14 protein-coding genes are annotated in these 19957 nt (G+C 69.5%); 7 read left to right on the plus strand and 7 right to left on the minus strand.

The window, feature by feature from the left end; genetic code table 11:
• Positions 1-3: 3 nt before the first annotated feature.
• A complete protein-coding gene (locus ABZS58_RS27335) occupies positions 4-4185 on the minus strand; it encodes a hypothetical protein (protein WP_354786058.1) in 4182 nt (1393 codons plus the stop codon).
• 111 nt (positions 4186-4296) lie between these two features.
• Here ABZS58_RS27335 and ABZS58_RS27340 point away from each other — a divergent pair, with 111 nt between their 5' ends.
• Positions 4297-5232, plus strand: coding sequence for a hypothetical protein (locus tag ABZS58_RS27340; RefSeq protein ID WP_354786059.1), 936 nt, complete (start codon positions 4297-4299; stop codon positions 5230-5232).
• Here ABZS58_RS27340 and ABZS58_RS27345 read toward each other — a convergent pair.
• Entirely contained in the window at positions 5215-6738 is a 1524-nt protein-coding gene (locus ABZS58_RS27345; RefSeq protein WP_354786060.1) for a hypothetical protein, read from the minus strand. The genes ABZS58_RS27340 and ABZS58_RS27345 overlap by 18 nt on opposite strands.
• Positions 6739-6741: 3 nt before the next feature.
• Positions 6742-7701 carry an S-4TM family putative pore-forming effector gene (locus tag ABZS58_RS27350; RefSeq protein WP_354786061.1) on the minus strand — a complete coding sequence of 320 codons (960 nt, stop codon included), beginning with the start codon at positions 7699-7701 and terminating at the stop codon, positions 6742-6744.
• Positions 7702-8362: 661 nt separating this feature from the next.
• Between ABZS58_RS27350 and fxsT the strand changes: the two genes are divergently transcribed.
• Positions 8363-11692 carry an FxSxx-COOH system tetratricopeptide repeat protein gene (fxsT, locus tag ABZS58_RS27355; RefSeq protein ID WP_354786062.1) on the plus strand — a complete coding sequence of 1110 codons (3330 nt, stop codon included), beginning with the start codon at positions 8363-8365 and terminating at the stop codon, positions 11690-11692.
• 45 nt (positions 11693-11737) lie between these two features.
• Here fxsT and ABZS58_RS27360 read toward each other — a convergent pair whose 3' ends face one another.
• From ABZS58_RS27360 to ABZS58_RS27370, 3 genes are read right to left on the minus strand one after another with little or no spacing between them, the layout of a single operon-like run.
• Positions 11738-13018 carry an HEXXH motif-containing putative peptide modification protein gene (locus ABZS58_RS27360; RefSeq protein WP_354786063.1) on the minus strand — a complete coding sequence of 427 codons (1281 nt, stop codon included), beginning with the start codon at positions 13016-13018 and terminating at the stop codon, positions 11738-11740.
• 2 nt (positions 13019-13020) lie between these two features.
• Positions 13021-14211, minus strand: a complete 1191-nt coding sequence (locus ABZS58_RS27365; RefSeq protein ID WP_354786064.1) for an FxsB family cyclophane-forming radical SAM/SPASM peptide maturase — start codon at positions 14209-14211, stop codon at positions 13021-13023.
• Complete coding sequence (locus tag ABZS58_RS27370; protein WP_354786065.1) at positions 14208-14399, minus strand: hypothetical protein; 192 nt, start codon at positions 14397-14399, stop codon at positions 14208-14210. The genes ABZS58_RS27365 and ABZS58_RS27370 overlap by 4 nt, the downstream gene beginning before the upstream one ends.
• A gap of 229 nt (positions 14400-14628) precedes the next feature.
• Here ABZS58_RS27370 and ABZS58_RS27375 point away from each other — a divergent pair, with 229 nt between their 5' ends.
• From ABZS58_RS27375 to ABZS58_RS27395, 5 genes are all read left to right on the plus strand, one after another.
• Positions 14629-16188 (plus strand): hypothetical protein, encoded by a 1560-nt coding sequence (locus tag ABZS58_RS27375; protein ID WP_354786066.1) that lies wholly within the window; start codon positions 14629-14631, stop codon positions 16186-16188.
• Positions 16189-16476: 288 nt separating this feature from the next.
• On the plus strand, positions 16477-17043 hold the full coding sequence (locus tag ABZS58_RS27380; protein ID WP_354786067.1) for a helix-turn-helix domain-containing protein: 567 nt from the start codon (positions 16477-16479) through the stop codon (positions 17041-17043).
• Entirely contained in the window at positions 17043-17414 is a 372-nt protein-coding gene (locus tag ABZS58_RS27385) for a hypothetical protein (protein WP_354786068.1), read from the plus strand. The genes ABZS58_RS27380 and ABZS58_RS27385 overlap by 1 nt, the downstream gene beginning before the upstream one ends.
• Entirely contained in the window at positions 17411-18358 is a 948-nt protein-coding gene (locus ABZS58_RS27390; RefSeq protein WP_354786069.1) for an ATP-binding cassette domain-containing protein, read from the plus strand. Before ABZS58_RS27385 ends, ABZS58_RS27390 begins: the two co-directional genes overlap by 4 nt.
• Positions 18346-19143 (plus strand): ABC transporter permease, encoded by a 798-nt coding sequence (locus tag ABZS58_RS27395; protein WP_354786070.1) that lies wholly within the window; start codon positions 18346-18348, stop codon positions 19141-19143. Before ABZS58_RS27390 ends, ABZS58_RS27395 begins: the two co-directional genes overlap by 13 nt.
• Before the next feature lie 66 nt (positions 19144-19209).
• Here ABZS58_RS27395 and ABZS58_RS27400 read toward each other — a convergent pair whose 3' ends face one another.
• Positions 19210-19956 (minus strand): SDR family NAD(P)-dependent oxidoreductase, encoded by a 747-nt coding sequence (locus ABZS58_RS27400; RefSeq protein ID WP_354786071.1) that lies wholly within the window; start codon positions 19954-19956, stop codon positions 19210-19212.
• Between the last annotated feature and the right edge of the window lies 1 nt (position 19957).

The following is a 19957-nucleotide window of genomic DNA, read 5'->3' on the forward strand; positions in this document are numbered from 1 at the left end:
GGATCACTCGCGACGGAGTTGATCGAGTTCCGCTGCCGCGTCCTGTCGGATCTTGCGTCGCCGCCAGTCGAGCTGCGGGCCGTCATGCGCCAGCATCCGCAGGGCACGGATCAGCCGGGGCCTGTCGGCGTCGAACCGGGCCAGGGCGGCGGCCTCCTGCGTGCATTTGAGCGCCCGCGAGTGCTCTTCCTCGCCGTTGAGCTGATCGGCGAGCTGGAGCAGCTCGTCCGTGAGCCGTGTCCGGAGGTCGGGCGAGGCCGATGCCAGCTCGCGGAAGTGATCCACCGCGTCCTGTCGGTGTTTGAGGCTCTTCGTGTGCTGTCCGGCGGACAACTCCAGGCCAGCCAGCCACGCTGAGCTCTGCGCCAGTTGGAGGAGGTATCCCGGGTCGTCGGCGGTGAGGGGCGTGAGCTGCTCAACCGCTTCCATCAGTGTCATCACTGCCTCCTCCCGCTGACCGTCTGCGACGAGGCATACCGCTCGGCGGGTCAGTGCCTCCACATGCGACGGACGCTGCTCGGGCCGCAGATGCAGGGCGCGCCGGGTGATGGTGACGGCTTCGGATGCGGCGGCAAGCGCGGCGTCCGGTTGGGTACCCTCACAGCATCTCGACAGCAGCAGCAGCGCGGCAGCCAGATGGTCCTGGCCGCCGCGCCGTCGTAGGTCGACGAGCTCGCCGGCGGCCGCGATGGCTTCGACGGGATGGCCTGCTGCCGCATGTTCCGCGGCGAGAAGCTGCAGCGCGGCGGACTGATGCTCCGGGTTCGGGGTGTCGCGCAACGCAGTGGCGGCAGCGACTGCCTCCGGATGGTGGCCTTGGCGGGCGAGCTCCTCGGCTCGTGCCAGTTGCGCGAGCACCAGGCGGTCGGCGAAGTGTTCGTCGGTCGCGCCGAGCTCCTGGTACAGCGTGATGAGTTCGTCGAGCATTGGCATCAGCACGAGCCGGTCGGGTGCGGGCTGCGACCGGTGGAGGTCGACTCGATCCTCGATCGCCTCCGCCAGGTCCCGACGGAACCGGGCTCCGTCGCGGTGCCCGACCGTGCGCCGTATGTCCACGATCCGGTCCGACACTGCGATGAGCTCGTGGACGTCGCCACGCCCGGCCACGATGCCACGGAGGGTTTGCAGCGCCGCGACGTGCTCGTCGACGCTGACCTGGCGTGCCGGTGGGCCGAGCGACGCGTACACGTCGACAGCATCGCTGGTCACGGCGTACGCGTCGGCGGCAGCACCGGCCTGGGCGTGGATCGCGCCGAGCTGATGCAGCGCCGCGGCCAGCTCCGGCGCTCGCCGCGGCTCGCGCCGTGCCACCTGCCGCCACGTGCCGACCGCGGCGCCGGCCTCGTCGGCGGCAGCGTCGAGTCGCGCCAGGCGGCGCAGGATCGCTGCACGGTTGTGGGTCGCCGCCGCCAGCAGCGGCTCGTAGGCCGGCTGCTCGACGACCAGTTGGCGGTACGCGATGACGGCTTCGGTGGCGCGCTGCTCCGCCATGTCCCAATCGGCACGCTCGGCCAGTCTGAGGCTCATGGCGTTCGCGACCGCGGCCTGGAGCTGACGGTGTGCGCCGGGGTCCTCCTGGATCAGGTCGCCGGTGAGGTCGCGCGCCTCGAGCGTGCGGTCCAGGGCGGCGGGTGAGTTGCCGCCCGCGGCGAGCCGGGCCGCCTGCGCCAGCAGCATGCGGGCGAGCGCCGGGCGGGCAGCCGGTACCTGCGCCGCCACCTGGTGCTGCAGGTGCAGAGCCTCCAAACCGGTCACCACGGCCTGCGGTAGGTCACCGCCGGCGCTCAGGATGGCGGCGTGGCCGTCGAGTGCCGCCGCCAGCGCCGGTCGGAAGGCGGCCGGGCTACCGACCTCGAGGTCCCGGTATGCGCGCACCGCTCTGGACATGGCGTCGCGGGCGTCGGCGTCCTCGCCGAGCAGCAGCAGGGCCCATCCGCGCAGCCGCCAGATCTCTGCGTGCCGGGCCGGGCCTGCCTGGGGCGGCAGGATAGCGAGGTCCCGCGCGGTCTGCAGCATGCGCAGCGCCCGGTCGGGTTCCTCCGGCGCCTGGTCGAGCGAGGCGGTGGCGACCTCCAGCAGTTCCCCGAGCATGCCGTCGCGTTCGGGGGCCAGCAGCGCGGTGGCCAGCCGGGCACAGTGTTCCGCTGCCGCGTGAAGCTTCGCGGCGGCATCGTCGACGAGCCCGCTGCTGATCAGGAGCATGGCGTGCAGGCGCAGCGCGGCGACGAGGCCGGGGCGCGCCGCGACGCTGTCCGGCCCGCGGAGTGCTGCCGTGAAGTGCGACTGGGCCTCGGCTGCGGGACCGACGGCCCGGTCCGGATTGCCGAGTGCCGCTTGCGCGCGGGCGGCCAGGAGCAGCGCCCGTGGGAGCCCGAGGCCGGGTTCGGCGGTCGACCGGTAGTGCTCCGCCAGCCGTTCCGCGACGTCCCGGGCGAGTGGAGCGATCGCACCGAGGTGATGCGGCAGTTGCGCGGCGATTCGTCGCAGGTCGTCCGGGTCGGTCGTGCCGTCGGTGATGTTCGCGTGCAGTGGCGCAAGGGCCTGAAGCCCGGATCGGTCGCTGGCCGTGACCGTGAGCGCGGCCGGGCGCAGGGTCTGCGGGAACTGCGGGACGAGCTGGCCGAGCAGGTCGAGCAGGTCTCGGTCGGCGGTCTCGAACAATAGTGTCAGCGCCGTCTCGGCCTGGGCCGCGTCGAGCCGGCCGAGCAGCCGTGGGACCGATGGTCCTTGCCGTTCGCGGGCGGCCAGAGCGGCGAGCACGTCTCGGAGCGGTGTGTCGAGTACCGGGCCGGACCAGTGCCAGGCCGCCGGGTCCGCGGGCGGCAGGACCACCGGGAGCCACCGGGCGAACTCTTCGATCCATCCGGTCCGAACTCCCGGCAGCCGGTCCAGCAGGTCCCGGCCCTCGCGTTCGGTGCGGGGCGGGCAGGTGAGCGCCGCGAGCAGGACCGTCTGCCGTGCGTGGGCGTCCTTCGGTACTCCGAGCGCGTCGGCCGCATGGTGCCATGCCCTGAGTTCCCCTTCGACGAGTTCCGCCCTGCCGTCGGTGGCCCCGTCGAACATGGCCGCGCGGTGCAACGACAGCGGGTCTGCCAGGTCGGGCGCCGTCACATCACCCGGCCGGTCGAACGCCTTGAGGGCTGCGTCGAACAGTTGCTGCCGGAGCCGCCCCTGCGGTACGGGGGGCACCACAATCGGTTCGGTCTCGAACACGGCGTGGCCCACTGTTTGCCGCAGCCGCTCGTACCAGGCGCCTGCTTCGCGCGCGACGAGCAAGATCCGTACAGCGTGCCCACCCGCGTTCTCGGCCAAGGCCGCGATGATTCCGGCGAGCTGCGGGATCTGCCGGGTGGGGTGCTCGACGAGCAGCAGCAGCGGACGGTTCACGTCGCGCAACAGCGCCGTGCGGCGTTCCGGTGTGGTTTCGCTGAGCGCGCCCACGACCCAGCCGGGCTGCAGGTCGGCGGCGAGCTGCCGGGCGGCCCGTGTCTTACCGGCGCCGCGAGCGCCGGTAAGGACGGCGACGGACAGTGCCGCACCGGACCGGCACCATGCCAGCAGCGGCTCCTGGACGGCGGGTCGGGGAATGAACGGAACCAGCTCGTGGCGTGGGTCGAGCCGCTGCGCGGGGCCGTCGGGCGGCTGCGGCGGCGTCCACGGCCGCAGCACGGTCCGGAGCGCTACCGGTTCGACGACGAGCCGCCGCCCGGTGGCCGCCTCGAGCGCCGTGCGGAAGCGGGGGTCGCGGGCGAGTGCTTCGATGGTCGCTACCGTTGGTGGGCCGCCGTCCGGCCGCAGCAGCAGACCGGTGAGCAGATCGCCGCAGTACACGGGATGGCCGGGCAGTGGGACGGCGGCGCCGTCGAGGCGCGGCAGGAGACGGTCGCCGTCGCCGGCGAGTGGATGGAGGCGCAGCGGCGGGGAGTTGGAACTCGGCGTCCAGGTGCCGGTGTCGCCGAGCATGCCGAAGCGGATCATGCCGCCCTCAAATGCCGGGTCCGACGCGGGGAAGTCCAGCAGCGCCACGCCGTGGCCGGCCCACCGGACGGTGACGGGCCACCGTTGCTCGCCGACGGCGACCTGTGCCGTTCCGGGATTCGTGGTCAGCAGCGTCCGTCTGGCAACAAGGACGGCGAGCGCCGAAGGTTCAGGCCGTCCCGTGAAGATCAGCATCGGCGTCAGCACCGGACAACTCCCTTGCGTCCTGGACCGCTCGGCACATCACAGTAACGGGATCCATTGATCACCTTGGCGGTTTGCTGTCTGACGTGTTCCCGACCCCGGTATGGTGCCGGGATGGCGACGATCCGGGTGCCGGCGTTGAAAAGCGACGGTCTCGCGCTGATCGACCTGCAGTCGCATTCTGTGCGGGTCACTCCGGCGTGGGCGCTTGCCGTGAGCGACGACGTCGCGTGGCGGCAGGAGCAAACCGTGGCGGCATTGGCCGAGGCGAGGCACGACGCCGGCAGTGCCGGCGGCGCGGCCCGGCGGAGCGCGGCCGACGAGTTCGTCGCCCAGGGCCGGCGCGGCGAGCACCGCCCGGAAGACCTCGAGCTGGTCATGCAGGAACTGATCAGACCGGATCTCCTGGACGCGGTCGTCGACCTGTCCGTCGCCGGGAAGCTCGGTAGCATGATCATCCATGCTCGGCGGCGGCATGGATTGGCCCGGCTCGACGAGACGGTGCGCCGGTCCGACTGCACGGTCGAGGACCTGCGCGCGGTGGTCCGTGACCAGCCGTGGATGTTCGGCGGGCTGTACAAACGGACCCAGGGGAAATTCCCCGACCTCGAGTCGATGATCCCCGTGCTGCTGACCCGCGCTGACGGGGCGTTTCACGTCGTGGAGGTGGCAGCCGCCAACGTGCTCGACCTGATCCGCCCCGTCGGTGGCGGGCGGCATGAGGTCGGCACCGCCGTGCTGGAGGCGGTCAGCGCGGCGGTGACCCAGCTCGAATGGTTGGATGCTCTCGCCGCGGACCTGGGCCAGCACGCCGAGTTCAAGTCGGCGGCGACCCGTCGGGCGCTCGCCACGGTCGTGGTCGGTCATCACGACTACGTACCGCCGGAGTTGCCGCTGGACCTGGTGCGTCGGACGTTACGCACGTACAGCAGTCACCTGGCGGGCATCGAGGTCATCACGTACGACGAATTGGTCGAGGCCGCCCGCCGGGTTGGCGCGTTCGAGGTGCCGGAGTCGACGCTCGGCGACGACCTACTCGAACTTGGGTGAGTCCAGGATCGCCCCGATCCGGATCGTCACCTGGTGCTCGGTGCCGTACCGGTGCTCGGCGCGGTGCAGCATATCAACCATCAGGCGGCGCGCTTCGCCGCGCCGGCCCCGCACGGTGTTCATGACGTCGGCCCTCCGCAGGTCGATCTCCAGCACCATCCGGTGATCGGCACCGAAAATACGTGTCGCGTCGTGCGCCAGGTCCTGCAAGCGGTCAACGGTGACTGCCGGAGGATCATCGTTGAACGCTTCGGTGACGGCACGGCGCAGCGCCTCTCGCAAAAGCCGCACGGCGACGTCCGTCGCGCCGGCGGCCCTTGCCCTTGCCGCCCGGACCAACAGGGGCGCGACCGGTGACGGCGGCGGTTGGGGCGCGCCGGAAACGCCGTCCCGGAACGGGTTGAGGACCAGCGGCGCATCGTCGGCGGGTCCTAGAGGCACGCCGGCTTCGGTGCGGATCCGGTCGGCGGCGTGGCTTGCCAGCTCAAGGCACCACCACCGCGTCGACGCCGCAAGCCCATCATATGTGGTGCACCGTAGCGCCGCGCCGATGATCGCGGTCAGCCAGGCGGTGTGCCATGCCATGTCCCACCGCTCGCCGATCGCCTCGACGCACTCCCGGTAACCGGCGAGTCCTGGTGACGCCGGATCGAGGAACGCGTCACGAGTGGCGGCCCGGCCAGCCGGTGCGTCGGGCAGGGCCTGCAGCGCCGCGGACAGCAGCAGGACCGCCGGGTCGACCGTCAGCGGCGTGTCAGTGCGGTAGGTCGCCAGGTCGATGAGCTGGAAGTCGTCCAATGACGGGGCGACCATGATGTTGTCAAGGTGCAGGTCCCGGTGCGCCCGGCCGATTCTGACGCCGAATCGGTGTACCGGCGCCGCTGCGGTGGTGAGGAACAGCGGATTGGGCAGTGGCGGGCCGTCAGGGTCCAGGCGTAACCATGGCTGCTCGCGGCCGCGCAGCGATGTCAGATTCTCCCACCGGGTGATCGAGCCGTGCCGCAGCAGGGTCTCCGCAAGCTGGTCGCTGAGCAGCCCGCTGAGCGGGGCCTGGGTTCGCCGGGACCGCTCACCGCGGTTCCATACGGTCGTCAGCCAGCGCACGACCGCACGGGTCACGGTGGCGATGCCGTCCGTCGGTAGTTCCGACAGCATCATGACGCCGCCGGCGGGCCGTTGCATCAAGAGGATCGATCCGTCGGCGGTGGGCCAGCCCGATGGGTACGGCTCGACCAGGCGAGCGCGTACGTCGGGCTCGCCTTCGCTGTCCCGCCAGGCGCGGACATGTCCGGCGCCCTCTGCACGGCCGGGTGGGCACACCTTCAGCAGTACGTCGCGCCGGACGCCGGTCGAGTCGTCGGACACGATGATCCGGCGCACGATCGCGCCGGTGTAGCCGGCTGCCGGGCGCCACAGCACCGGCGGCACGTCGACGATGACACCTTGGTCGACCTCCCAGAGCCGCAGCGCTGCCGCGGCGGTTGCCCCGACGTGCTCGACCAGCATCTGTCAGGACGACCCGGCGGGCTGCGGCGTGCGGCCGACCCGTTCCTCGAGGGCCCGCATCTTGAATTGGAAGTCGGCAAGGTCGTCGTCGTGGAACAGGTTGAAGAACCAGGTCGGCACCCGCGGCTGGCTCCGCCGCAGTTGGAACAGCACGTCCTGTACCTGCCGGAAAAACGCGGTCAGTTCCGGACCGGCGGCGAGGTCGTTCCGCCCGCCGATGGACCGCAGCAGGCCGAGCACCCTTGTCCGCTCGGTGGTGGCGGACACCTGCAGCCGGTAGATGTCCAGGCACAGCAGGAGCAGGCCGAGTGATGCGATGAACCACTGCGCCACGAGATCCGCGACAGTGATTTGCATGGCGACCGCTCCGGCGACACCAGCGACACACCACAGCACGACGACAGCGACCATGAGGTCGGCGAACCTGCGCCTGACCCGGGTGCCCCAGGCGAGGTTCTGCTCAAGACAGAACAGAACGTCATAGGGCGGCCGCACCTGCGCGACCAGGTAGTAGTCATGCAACCGACGCGGGTTCTCGCGGAACCGGCGGTCAAGCCGGCTGACCTCGTCCTCGGGAACAGGGTCACCGACGGCGACGGTGTTCCACGGCAGGCCGAACAAGCCGACGTCGTACATCTCCTGCAGGGTGGCGCTGGTACGCAGATAACGACCCGCCCACGGCACCACGACAACCGCGTAGACAGCGGCCCACGCCGCGCCGATGAGCACGACATACGGCGTTGTCCAGGACGCAAACGGGGTGGCGATACTCAGACACGCCACGAGCAACGACATCACGATGCTGGCTGTCTGCGCGCGCTGGGCACGCCGGTGCGCCACTCTGATCGCGCGGTGCAACGTCAGGAAACGGTCGCTGTTCTGCCGTGCGCCGATGTCGCCGTGCTCCGCCACCTCAGCCTCCCCGGTATTGCTCCTATCGTTCTCACCATCCACCGACCGCATCGACGGCGTCCAGTGAGTGTCACACATTCGGCTACCATCACGGTACTCACGGTGTGCAATGGACCGGGCAGGGCGGACATGGCGGTCCCGCCCGCCAGGCACCGCGTCGGTAGGGCCCTGATCGTCCACTGTCGCCTGCACCGCTGCGGCGTCCGGCAGCCGGGTACGCGGCGCGATCCTGCACGACGGCCGCGTTCGTCGTCCGATGCCTTCTGGTGGCGTTCGGCCGTCCCGGCGACCCGTTCGTCCATGCTGCGGCGGCGTCGCGGATGAAGCCACGGCCGGCGCGTCCAACCCGTGCGCCTACTGCGGCAACTTCACCAGAATCCTATCCGGTGCAGGTCAGTGCGGATGTCACATTGATGGATACGATGACTGAACACCACAGGTCACAACAACATTTTGATCACAACGTGCAGAGCGCGGTTGGGGACACATCGACGGCTCCCTGCGCAAATGGTGATCGCAAACGCGCAAACCTAAGTTGCACATAGTTCCGGGCGGATGGAAACATGGCGTCTTCTTCTCGCTTCGCTCCCCGTGAGGTCCGACGACGGATGATGGATGGACCCTCAGCAATGGGCGGGCTCAATGCAGCCCGGACGCCGACGCCTCGCCAGATCCCGTCATCGAAGGTCGTCCGGGTGCAATGCGGTGCCGGATGAGCGAACACCGTGCGCGGCTCAGTCTGCGGCTGAAGGAAGAACTTCGGGACGCCCTCATGCAGGCGCCGGCGATGGCCGATCCAGCGACGCGCACCATGTATGTGGCTGAGTTGCAGGGGGAACTCGGCGAAGCGCTCGTGATCCAACGTTATCCGGATGCCCACCATGACATTTGGTCGATCATTACGGCGTGCGAGACGCACCCATCGGGGTTGTCGTCGTTGGCCGACGTGGTCGCCGCCATCCTGGGCCGTGGCCGGCACGCGACCAGAATCCGTGACGTCGTCGCCGAGGCCGAGGCCGCGTCCGGCGACCGGCCCGTCGTCTTGGGCGGCGGCCAGGTCCTGGCAGGACACCAACGCAAGGCGCTGGTCGACATCATCGCTCGCTTGCACATCGGACGCGCCGACCGCATCCATCGATCAATGTTCTCATCCTCGCCGGGTGAGCCGAGATCACCCGGAACTCCGGCACTGCTGGTACAGCGGGCCGAACGCGCCGCTACCGCACGCGAAGGCGTGCCCACCTTGCTGGCGTTCGTGGACCGGCTGGCTCATGCCACCGACTTCGACGCGCGCGATGCGCTGCACGAGTGGATCGACGCCGTTGCCGTGGGCCTGGGAGTGCCTACGACGACAGTGCGGCAGCTGTGCACAAACACGGATCTTGTCGGTGCTGGGGGCGAACCCTCTGGTGCGAATGGCGGCGTTTCAGAACTCCTGAATGTCGCCCAAGAGGGTAACTTGTCCGAATCACCCGATTTTGATCCTGGAGATGTCATGGGTCCCGCCGTTGTGGCTCCCCCGATCTTGCAGCAGGAGAGCGTCCGCTTGATCTGGGGCGGAGTCCCGCTCAGGAACCCTGATTTCATCGGCAGAGACGAATACCTTTCGAATCTCAGCCGAGCGCTGTCCGCAGAGACGAAGGTCTCTGTGGTGCCACAGACACTGCACGGCTTCGGAGGCGTCGGGAAAACGCAGCTCGTGGTCGAATGGGTCTACCGTCATGCAGCCAGTTACGACCTGGTCTGGTGGGTATCCGCAGAGCAGCAACCCATCGTCCGGTCATCGCTGGCAACACTTGCGGAACGGCTCGGGCTGGCCCCGAGTGAAGACATGCAGCAGACGGCACGGACGGTCCTCGACGCCTTGGCCGCCAGCCCGTTGCGCTGGTTGATCGTGTACGACAACGCCGACGAGCCCGACGATCTCGCGGCGCTGCTTCCGACCGCCAACGGGCACGTGATCGTGACGAGCCGCAACCAGGCGTGGTCCACCGCACACCTCGGCAACTCGCTCGAAATCGACGTCTTCAGCCGCGACGAAAGCATCTCGCTCCTGCGCCATCGTGACCCGTCACTGTCGATCGAAGACGCGAACCGCCTGTCCGACAAGCTCGGCGACCTGCCCCTTGCACTGGATCAGGCAGCCATCTGGCGGGCCGGCACCGGCATGCCGGTCGAAGAGTATCTGGAGCTCTTCGAGACGCACGCGCGAGAGTTGCTCGACGAAGGCAAGCCAGCCAACTATCCAGCCACCGTCTACGCCTTCCTGCGCGTCGCCGTAGCCAGGCTGCGCGACGAACACCCGGCCGCGGCGCAGCTGCTGGAACTTTTCGCGTACCTCGGCGCCGAACCGCTGTCCTCCACGCTGCTGCGGTACGGCCGCGCGGCGAATCTGAGCCAGCCGCTGGCCTCCGCGCTCAGTGAGCCGATCGCCGAGCGGCGAGCCATCCGCGAGCTGCGCCGCCTCGGCCTTGCCCGGATCGACCCGGACAACAAGACGATCGAGGTGCACCGTCTCGTGCAACTCGTGCTGCGTGAAGACCTCCTCGAGGAGCACCGCCGGCAGGCACTGCACAACGTCCAGGAGCTCCTGGCGGCCGCGAATCCGCGCGAACCGATGGATAACCGTTTTGACAAGCTTTACGGCGAGATCGGCCCGCACGTCATCGCCGCGGATCTGGTCCACGCGGAGAATATGGAAGCCCGCCGGGTGGTGCTCGACTACACGCGCTACCTGTACCGCACCGGCGACTATGAAGCGAGCAGAGTGCTCGGCCAGCTCGCCCACACCGCATGGACCAGAGCCGCCGGCGACGGCGGGCTCGGCAACAACCACGAATTCACGCTCGTCATCAAGCGGCGGCTGGCCAACGCTCTGCGGATGCTCGGCGACTACGTCACCGCACGGGAGCTGGACGAGGACGCGTTCACGCGTCTGCAGTCGCTGGAGGCGTTCGGGCCGAATCATGAACACACCCTGCAGCAGGCCAGCAGCATCGCCCTCGATCTGCGCATCGCCGGTCGATTCCGGGAAGCGCTCGCCGTCGACGAGGACAACCTCCAACGGCATCTGCAGGTTTTCGGGCCCGAGGACCAGCAGACGCTCAACATGCGCAACAATGTGGCCGCCGCCAAACGGATGCTCGGCGACTACGCCGGAGCACTCGCCATCGACCAATCCGTGGCGTCGCAGCGCGAACGCACCGTCGGCAAGAACGACGCACAGACACTGTTCTCGATCAGCAATCTCGCCCGTGACATGTACGGACTGGGCCGCTACCAGGAAGCGCTCGTGCTACAGCAGCAGGCGCTGCCGCTGGCCAGCGAGGCCCTCGGCGAACGGCACACCGAGGTGCTGCTGGCCAGCCGGACCGTCGGCATCGCGTTACGCAAACTCGGTGAGTACCGCGACGCGAACCTGCAGGCCCGCGACAACTACCGCCGGTTCCACGGCAAGTTCGGCGGCGAGCACGAGCACACCCTCGCCGCGATCATGAGTTACGCCAACTGCCTGCGGGTAACCGGCAATATCACCGAGGCGTACAATCTGGCGAACAGCGCGGCAGAGCGCTACAAGGCGGTGTTCGGCGCCGAACATCCACTGACCCTCGCCTCTCAGATCAATCTCGGCATCATCCTGCGTAAGTTCGGTGCGCAGGGGCGGGCCAGCGAACTGGACAACAAGACCCATCAGGCGTTGCACGCCACGCTCGGGGCGGAGCACCCGTTCACCATCTGCGCAGCGACGAGTGTCGCGAACAATCTGGCGTTCGAGCAGAAACACGAGGACGCCCTGGCCATGTCCAAGGAGACGCTGGAGCTGTCCCAGCGCATCCGCGGCGACGAGCATCCCTACACGCAGGGCTGCGCCTTGAACACGGCGATCGATCTCGCTGCGACCGGCAGGTCCGAGGAAGGAACCGCGCTGCGGTCGGAGAGCCTGCGGCACCTTCGCCGCGGGCTCGGTGAGCAACACCCGGAGGTCGTGGACGCGGGTCGGGGTGTACGCACGGAATGCGACATCGAGCCGTCGCCGATGTAGCGGGCAACCATGCGGCCGGACGGCACATGCGACAGTGGCGGGCACTCACGACCTCGTGAGTTCCCGCCACTGCATGTGCCGGTCGGCCAGACGCTGTCGAGCCCGATCGACAGCGACGGCCGGCAGTTCGATGTCCATCAGCGGACGTACCCGCGACCGCAGCCCGGCAACGAACGTCCTGCCCCATCTGGTGATCTCGGGGGCGGACTCGAGCTGGTCCATGGCGACCATCAACTGCTCTCTTGTATCGGCTAAGGCCTGCTCAGCCAGCCGCTGCGCCGGCGGGTACTGCAGGAAGCCGGCCCAACCGTCCGCGACACCGAAGAACGCCACCGTCCCGTGCAGCAGCCCGTCGGCCGGGCGGGCGTCACGCCGCCAGGGCGCGAAGTAGCGAGCCTGCCCGCCGGTCCGGACCAGCGGCACCAAATCGAGGACCGCGTTGCACAGGGCGTGCTGCCGTTCATGCAGCAGAGCAACGGCAAGCGTGGTCGAGTCGGCAGGTGCGGTAAGGGCGACAGCGCCGTACGCATCCCGCGACGTGGCGCTGAGTGAGGCGTCCCCGACACGGTCGGCGAGTGGTACGAGAACCTTGAGGTACTCGCCGATCTCCGTGGCCGGCTGCGGATGGAATGCGACCAGCAGGTCCCATGCACCTGCGATCTGCGCGGACCAGTGCCGCCGGTCGGCGTGAGAAAGTGGGTCGCTGACCGGCATGCCGTAGCAGTCCCGAACGGGATCCTGGTCCTCGACCGCCACGTCGAGGACACAGTCCGCGCTGACGGCGCGGATCCTGCGCCGGTACCGCCAACTGCCGCCGTCCCGACCGGCGTGGAAGTCGGCGTCCACGGTCATCGTGACACCGCCGAGTTCACACCGGCCGCCGACGATCTTCGCAGTCATAGGTCCGCGGCCGTACTCCGGCAGCGTCAGCGCGCCCGTGGCGGGCAGTACGACCTGTCCGTGAACTGCAGTGATGGGCACGTCAACGGTCAGTCCGGCCCGCATCGCCGCGGCCACGGCGAGGCCCTGCATGGTGGCCAGCACCGCAGGGTCGAGGGGCCGCTCGACGCACCGGCCGGCCCAGACACCGATGAACGGTTCCCGTAGCAGTTCCGCGATCGCGGCCGGTGCCGCGGCTTCGGCGTCCAGCAGCGTCCGGGCCGCGAGAGCGAATCCTGGGTGTCGCTCTTGTGCCCGCAATGCCAGCCGGAACATCAGCTTGCTCTTGCTGTGCTGCGCCCGATGCAGCACCTGGACGAGTGCCGGTGAGGCAGTGCCTGCGGCGATGGCCGCCAGGTCCGCCGCTGTGATCGAGATCCGGTCCACGCTCAGGGCGCCGTCGCGGCGTCGAGGTCAGCCGTCACGCGAGCCTTGATGTGCGTGATGAGATGCAGCAGGTCTTCGCAGTACACCGATGGATTCGCGAACCCGGCGTCGGCGCTGTACCTGTGGACGTAGTGGCCGCCACCGCAGGCGTCGACGACGGCACAGGACCGGCACTGCCTGCTGAGCGCCCGCAGGCCGATCTGCCGGGCGAGAACGCCAGGGTGTCGGAGGGCTGCGTCGAACGGGTCATGGTCCACGTGCAGCCCGGTGTCGGCGGCCCCGCTGTAGGCGGCCTTCAACGAGTCGACCTGCTCGATGGCGCCGTCGCTTTCCACCACCACAACCGCGACCGGACTGACCCCGACCTGCTCGCTGCTGCCGGCGCCGCCGAGAATCTGCAGGATGATGTCGTCGAGCAGCCGCACCCGGACATCGCCGGGCTGCTCGTACCAGGCGTCGAAGATCCGGGCCAGCCACTGGCCGAACGCGGCGCCGGCCCGCCCTGCCGGCGGGTCGTCCCATGTCGCGTGTGGCAGCAGCAGGTCGATCGTGGTTGCGCCCGTGGCGCGTAGGGCGTCGTAGCACGAGAGCGGATCACTCTTGGGATCGACGGTGCACAGCACGCCAGCGAACATAGCCCGGTACTTGGGCTCGGCGAGCAGACGCAACGCCCGCGTCGTCGCGGCGTGGCTTCCGCCGCCGTGGTGGAACGGCCGGCGTCCGTTGTGGGTCTGCTCGTCGCCGTCGACGCTGACTCCGATCCTGACGCCCGCCGTGCTCAGCACATCCAGCGCCGCCTCATCCAGCAGGACGCCGTTGGTCTGTACTGACACCGTCGACGTGCACGAAGCCGGCAGCGCTGCCCGGACTGCCCGGGCGATGTCGCGGAGGCGATGCGCGCCGAGCAGCATCGGCTCGCCGCCGTGCAGGATCACCGTCACGTGCTCCAGCGCGTGGGTTTCGACGTGCTCGGCGATGCGGTCGAGGGCGGTGCGCAGCACCGGCTCCGGCATATGCGGTGGTCGGGTTCGCCAACTCTGGTCGGCTTTCGTGTACACGAAGCAGTACTGGCAGGCGAGATTGCATCGCTGAGCCACCTTCAGCACGAACTGAGAGAACGGCGTCGCCCGCCAGCCGTCAGCTTCGAGCCGGTCCCGGTTCAGACCGACATACGGCCACCGGAACTCGCTCACGGCAGCGCATTGCCGTGGCTCGCGACGACCACCAGCGTTGGATCCCGCCGCTGCTGCGCGAGTCTCTCCAACGCGTGCCGCAACGCGGACCCGTCGGCGTGGAGAACCTCCTCCAGCGGCATCGACGCCACGTCCACCAGGTCCGACTCAATCACCGTGTCCTGGCCGGCCGCCTGCGCAGCTTCCACCCGCCGCCTCCAAGTGTGCAAGCGCCGACCGGCGACGCTCAGACCGACGCTTCGCCCCGCACGTGGCGGATTGCCGAACGGCATTGGTGTGCGGCGATACGTCGTAGCATCATAACTTCAACTGGACGTGACGGGCACCGACCCCGAATGCTCATGACGGGCGATACTGATACCAGCGCACTGCCGGCACCTTCACGCTGCACGGCAATGCCGGGAGGGCGCCACACACATGACGATCAACGACGGGCGAGCAACAGATCCACTCGATGCAATTCTCGGTGTGCCCGCCGCGACCGAACTCCGTGCGTGGGCCCACCGCACCGGCCGTACCATTGAGGCGGCGGAGCCATTTTGGCAGACATCCGGTTTCACCGCCGCACGACTCATTTCCGTCACCGTGACGCATCGCGGCTTTCCGCCCCGGCGGCCGGTGAAAGCCATCCTGAAATGGCTGCCAGCCGGCAACGCGACAGCCGAGGCAAGACTGCACGCCGCCGCACTCCACGACGCGCCTGCCGCGTTCCGGGACACCCACATGGTGGAGCTGACGGACGCCGGCGTCTTCGAAACCCCGAACGGCGGTGTCGGGCTGCTCCAGCACATCGCCGGTGGCAGCCTCGACCATGTCCGGCCCGCCCGCGACCTCTCCGATGCCGCAATGCCCGCGGCCTGCGCGCTGATCATCGGCAAGATCCTGACCGAATGGGCCGCCCCAGCCCGTCACGAGCACGCAAACGTGTCCGTGCTCGACTTTCTCAACCTCGAAATCGACGAGTCCGCGATCGGTGCCGACGCCATCGGAGCGGGCCGTCTCGCGATCCCACGATCTGCATGGCTCTCGATCGACGAAGACGGCATCGTCGCCAACCCGATGCCGACAGCCTCCGCCGGCCTCGCCACGAAACGCATGACCTATCTCGCCGGCCCGTCCCACGGCGACCTTCACACCGGCAACATCCTGGTTCCACAGAACGGCACCACGGCAGCTCCGCAGCTGTTCCGCGTGATCGACTACGCCGACTATCGACCCGTAGCGCCGCTGAGCCGTGATCCCGCGACCCTGCTCATGTCCGCGCTCACCCCATGGATCACCAGGTCCGGCGCCGAGCAGCAACACTGGATAGTGCGCTATCTGATCACGCCGAGCAACACAGCGCGTGCACACCTGCCGCCACTCGTTTCGGATCTCATCGACAGTGTCCGCACCGCCGCGAGCGCTCCGTTCGCCACCGACGGCTGGCACGACTCCTGGAACGACCAGTTCCAGCTCTCGCTGACGGCAGCTGCACTGCTGCACAGCGGACTGGACAACCTCCCGACAGCGACCCGATGGCAATGCTTCCGCCTCGCCGCCGGTCTCCTCACCGACTTCCTGCACCATCGCGGCGCCCCGATTCCGGACGACGCCAGGGGCATCCCCACCATCGACGCCAACGTGATCACTGCTGCGCATCCGATCACCAGCACACCACCGCGCCGTCTCGATCACGGACCTCCGACGCGATTGTCGGTCCGCGCGATCGGAGCGATCGCCGATGCGTTGCTCGACTACCCGGAAATGCTGAACGACAACGCCCGCCACCAACTCATCAGCCAACTGCCCCCAGACATCCGCGGAAGCGTCCAATACTCGGCAACACCACGCTTGCACGTTGTCAACCTGATCCGTGCCTGCGCGGACCACCCAGACGGGCGCGGCCTGCTCCTCGACATCATCGAACTGGCCAGCGGACCCGAGGCCCGGCACAACCGGTTACGTGAACGTGTCGATCAATGGTGGACACCCTGATCGGCACTCCGCCCGACGCCGACCGCGCGTCGAGGGCCTTTGCCGGCTCCCGGGTGATCGCCTCCACGGCGCCGACGGGCGCCCGTCCTCGACCGCGCCGAGCACCGCCGCCATCATCGACGAACTACTGAGGTCCACTCCCGAAGCACACGATCGCGGTAGCAACTGGACACCTGAAGGATGCCGCGACAACGATGCGGCGCACGCCGGACCTGCCCAACAGCACCTCGCGCCAGCGCTGTCCGCTTTTATTATCATTATCGATAGTGATAACGTCTCCTTGTGGAGATGTCAAGGGAACGTTGGGCTGATCTGGCGTTGCACCCGGTGCGGATCCGGATCCTCAGGGCCGCGGCCGGCACCCGGCTGACCACGCAGGACCTCAGGGCGCTGCTGCCGGACATCCCGCCCGCCACGCTGTACCGGCACCTGGCCACGCTGGCCGGCGCCGGGCTTCTCGAAGTGGTGGAGCAACGCAAGGTTCGCGGCACCGTCGAGCGGGTCTACGCACTGCCCGCCGACGGGGCGACGTTGGACGCGGCGGCGCTGGCAACGGCCTCGCCCGAGGACCACGCCCGGTATTTCACCGCGTTCGTGTCGAGCCTGCTGTCCGAGTTCTCGCGCTACCTCGCCCGCGAGCGGATCGACTTCGCCGCGGACGGGGCCGGGTACCAGCAGATCGTGCTCCATCTGAGCGACGCGGAGCTGGCGAAGTTCGCCACCGACCTCAACCAGGTCATCGGGCCGCTGCTCGGCAACGAGCCCGGCAAGGGCCGGGTGCCTCGCCTCCTGGCCACCATCCTGCTGCCGGCCGACCGGCCGCCAGCGGCTGACACGAGGGAAGGGAGTGACTGATGGCATCGGTCACGGTTACCGACCACTTCGTCAACGTCCGGTTCACCGGGTGGGAGCGGCTCTGGATCGGGCGCGAGCGGTTGGCGATCCCGGTCGCCGGGGTCCGGCACGCGTCGCTCGTGGCCGAACCGCTGCGTCTGGCACGCGGCGCCCGGCGCGGGCTCGTGGTGTCCGGCTTCCTCAAGATCGGTGTCTGGGGTCTGTACGGCGGTCCCCGTCAGCTCGTGGCGGCGCGCAGGAACGAGCCTGGACTGCACCTGGTCCTGGACCGGTCGTCGACCGGCGGGGAGTTCGACGAAGTCGTGCTCTGTGTCCCGGCCGCGGCCGGGACGGCGGACGCGATCGCACGCGCGGTGGCGGCCCACGCATGATCGAGGTCTCGCACCTGACCAAGCGGTACGGCACGGTCACCGCCGTCCGCGACCTGACGTTCACCGTCGAGCCGGGCGTGGTCACCGGTTTCCTCGGCCCGAACGGTGCCGGCAAGACCACCACGATGCGCATGCTGACCGGGCTCGTGTCGCCGACGTCCGGCACCGCGACGATCGACGGCCGGCCGTACGGGCAGCTGCGCCGGCCGTCGCGCACCGTCGGCGCGGTGTTCGACGCGAGTGCGTCCCACCCCGGCCACACCGCCCGGGACCACCTGCGGGTCTACGCCGCGATGGGCGGCTATCCCGACAGCCGGGTCACCGAGCTGCTCGACCTGCTCGACCTCACCGAGGCCGCCGACCGGCGGACCCGCGGGTTCTCCACCGGCATGCGGCAGCGGCTCAACCTCGCCACCGCACTGCTCGGCTACCCGCGGGTGCTCCTGCTGGACGAGCCGGCCAACGGCCTGGACCCCGAGGGCATGCTGTGGCTGCGCGGGTACCTGCGCCGGCTGGCCGACGAGGGACGCACCATCCTGATCTCCAGCCACGTCCTCAGCGAGGTGCAGCAGCTCGTCGACGACGTGGTGGTGATCCGGCGCGGCGAACTCCTCGCCGCCGGCCCGCTGTCGCGGCTCGCCGGCCCGCCGGCGGTGCTGGTGCACTCCCCCGACGCCGACCGGCTGACCACCGTCCTGCGGGGCAGCCGGGCGGACGGCGATCCACCGGAGGTCGAGGCCGTCGGTGGCGGCCGTCTCCGCGTACGCGGACTGGACGCGCCCGGCATCGCCGACCTCGCCGCCGCGCACCGGCTGCGAGTGCACGAGCTCGTCACCGAGCACCCCAGTCTCGAGCACCTCTTCCTCAACCTGACCAACGACGAACACCTGACCAACGACGAGCACCTGACCAACGACAAGGCGGTCACCACATGCGGCACCTGATCAGAGCCGAGATCCGCCGGCTGCTCGCCACCCGCGTGTGGAGCGGGCTGCTGCTCGCCGCGGCCCTCGTCGGCGGCGGCCTGATGGGCGCGATGGCCGTCGTCGGGCCGGAGCACTTCGACCCGCCCATGCCCGGACTGGACACCGAAACCGGCATCCGCTCCGTCCTCGGCATTCTCGGGTACACCGCGTTCGTGCCGGCCGCCGTCGGCGCACTCGCCGTCACGTCCGAGTACCGGCACCGCACCGCCGCCGTCACGTTCCTGTTCGTGCCCCGCCGCTGGCAGGTGCTCGCCGCCAAGCTCGTCACCTACGGCGGCGCCGGACTGGCCTACGGGCTGATCCTCGCCGGCACCGCCGCCGCGGCCCTGTTCACCGTCGCCGCCGTCCGCGGCGTCCCGCTCGGCCTGCCGGCCGGCGTCGTGCTCACGCTGCTCGCCCGCATCGGCCTCGCCATGCTCGTCTACCTGCTGATCGGTGTCGGTGTGGGCGCCCTGCTGCGCAACCAGGTCGCAGCCCTGTGTGTCGTGGTCGGCTACCTGTACATGGGCGAACCGCTGCTCATGCTGATCCCCGGCGTCAACGCGCTCTACCCGCTGCTGCCCGGCGGCGCCACGGCCTCCCTCACCGGCTCCACCTACCTCGCCGACGCCGTGTCCCAGGAGCTCGGCAGCACCGCCGTCCAGCTGCTGCCACCGGCCGCCGGCGCGCTGCTGCTCACGGTGTACGCACTCGCCGCGTCCCTCATCGCCGTCGTCCTCCCCATGCGCCGCGACGTCACCTGACCCGGCACCACGCTGCGACCGGGCCGGCGCGCTACACGCCGGCCCGGCTCGGAAGCATCCGGGCGTTCAGCGGGGGGACATCCGCAGGGCGCCGTCGAGGCGGATGACCTCGCCGTTGAGGTAGTCGTTGGCGACGATGGACAGGGCGAGGGCGGCGTACTCGGCCGGGGTGCCGAGGCGGGCCGGGAAGGGGACGCCTGCGGCGAGGCCCTTGCGGTACTCCTCCGAGACGGTCTCCAGCATCGGGGTGAGCATGATGCCCGGGGCGATCGTCATGACCCGGATGCCGTGCTGGGCGAGGTCCCGGGCGGCGGGCAGCGTGAGGCCGACGATGCCGCCCTTCGAGGAGGCGTACGCGGCCTGCCCGACCTGACCCTCGTACGCGGCGACCGACGCCGTGTTCACGATGACGCCCCGCTGGCCGTGCGCGTCGGGTGCGGTCGCCGCGATCTGCTCGGCGGCCAGGGCCATGACGTTGAACGTGCCGATCAGGTTGACCTGCACGACCTTGGCGTACATGGCCAGGTCGTGCACCCCGGCGCGGCCGAGGATCCGGGCCGACGGGGCGATCCCCGCGCAGTTGACCACGACCCGCAACGGTGCGGGGCCGCCCGCCACGACCGCGACGGCCTCCCGGACGGCGGAAGGATCCGTCACGTCGACCCGCATGCCGGCAAAGCCCGCGGTGCCGTCGAAGTCGGCCAGGTCGAAGCCGTGCACGGTCGCTCCCGCCGCGGTGAGCGCGGCGGCCGTGGCCGCGCCGAGGCCGGACGCGGCACCGGTGACGATGGCGGCGGTGTTGGCGAGTTCCACG

Source organism: Dactylosporangium sp. NPDC005555, assembly GCF_040605635.1.
In the GTDB taxonomy this organism is placed as follows: Bacteria; Actinomycetota; Actinomycetes; order Mycobacteriales; family Micromonosporaceae; genus Dactylosporangium.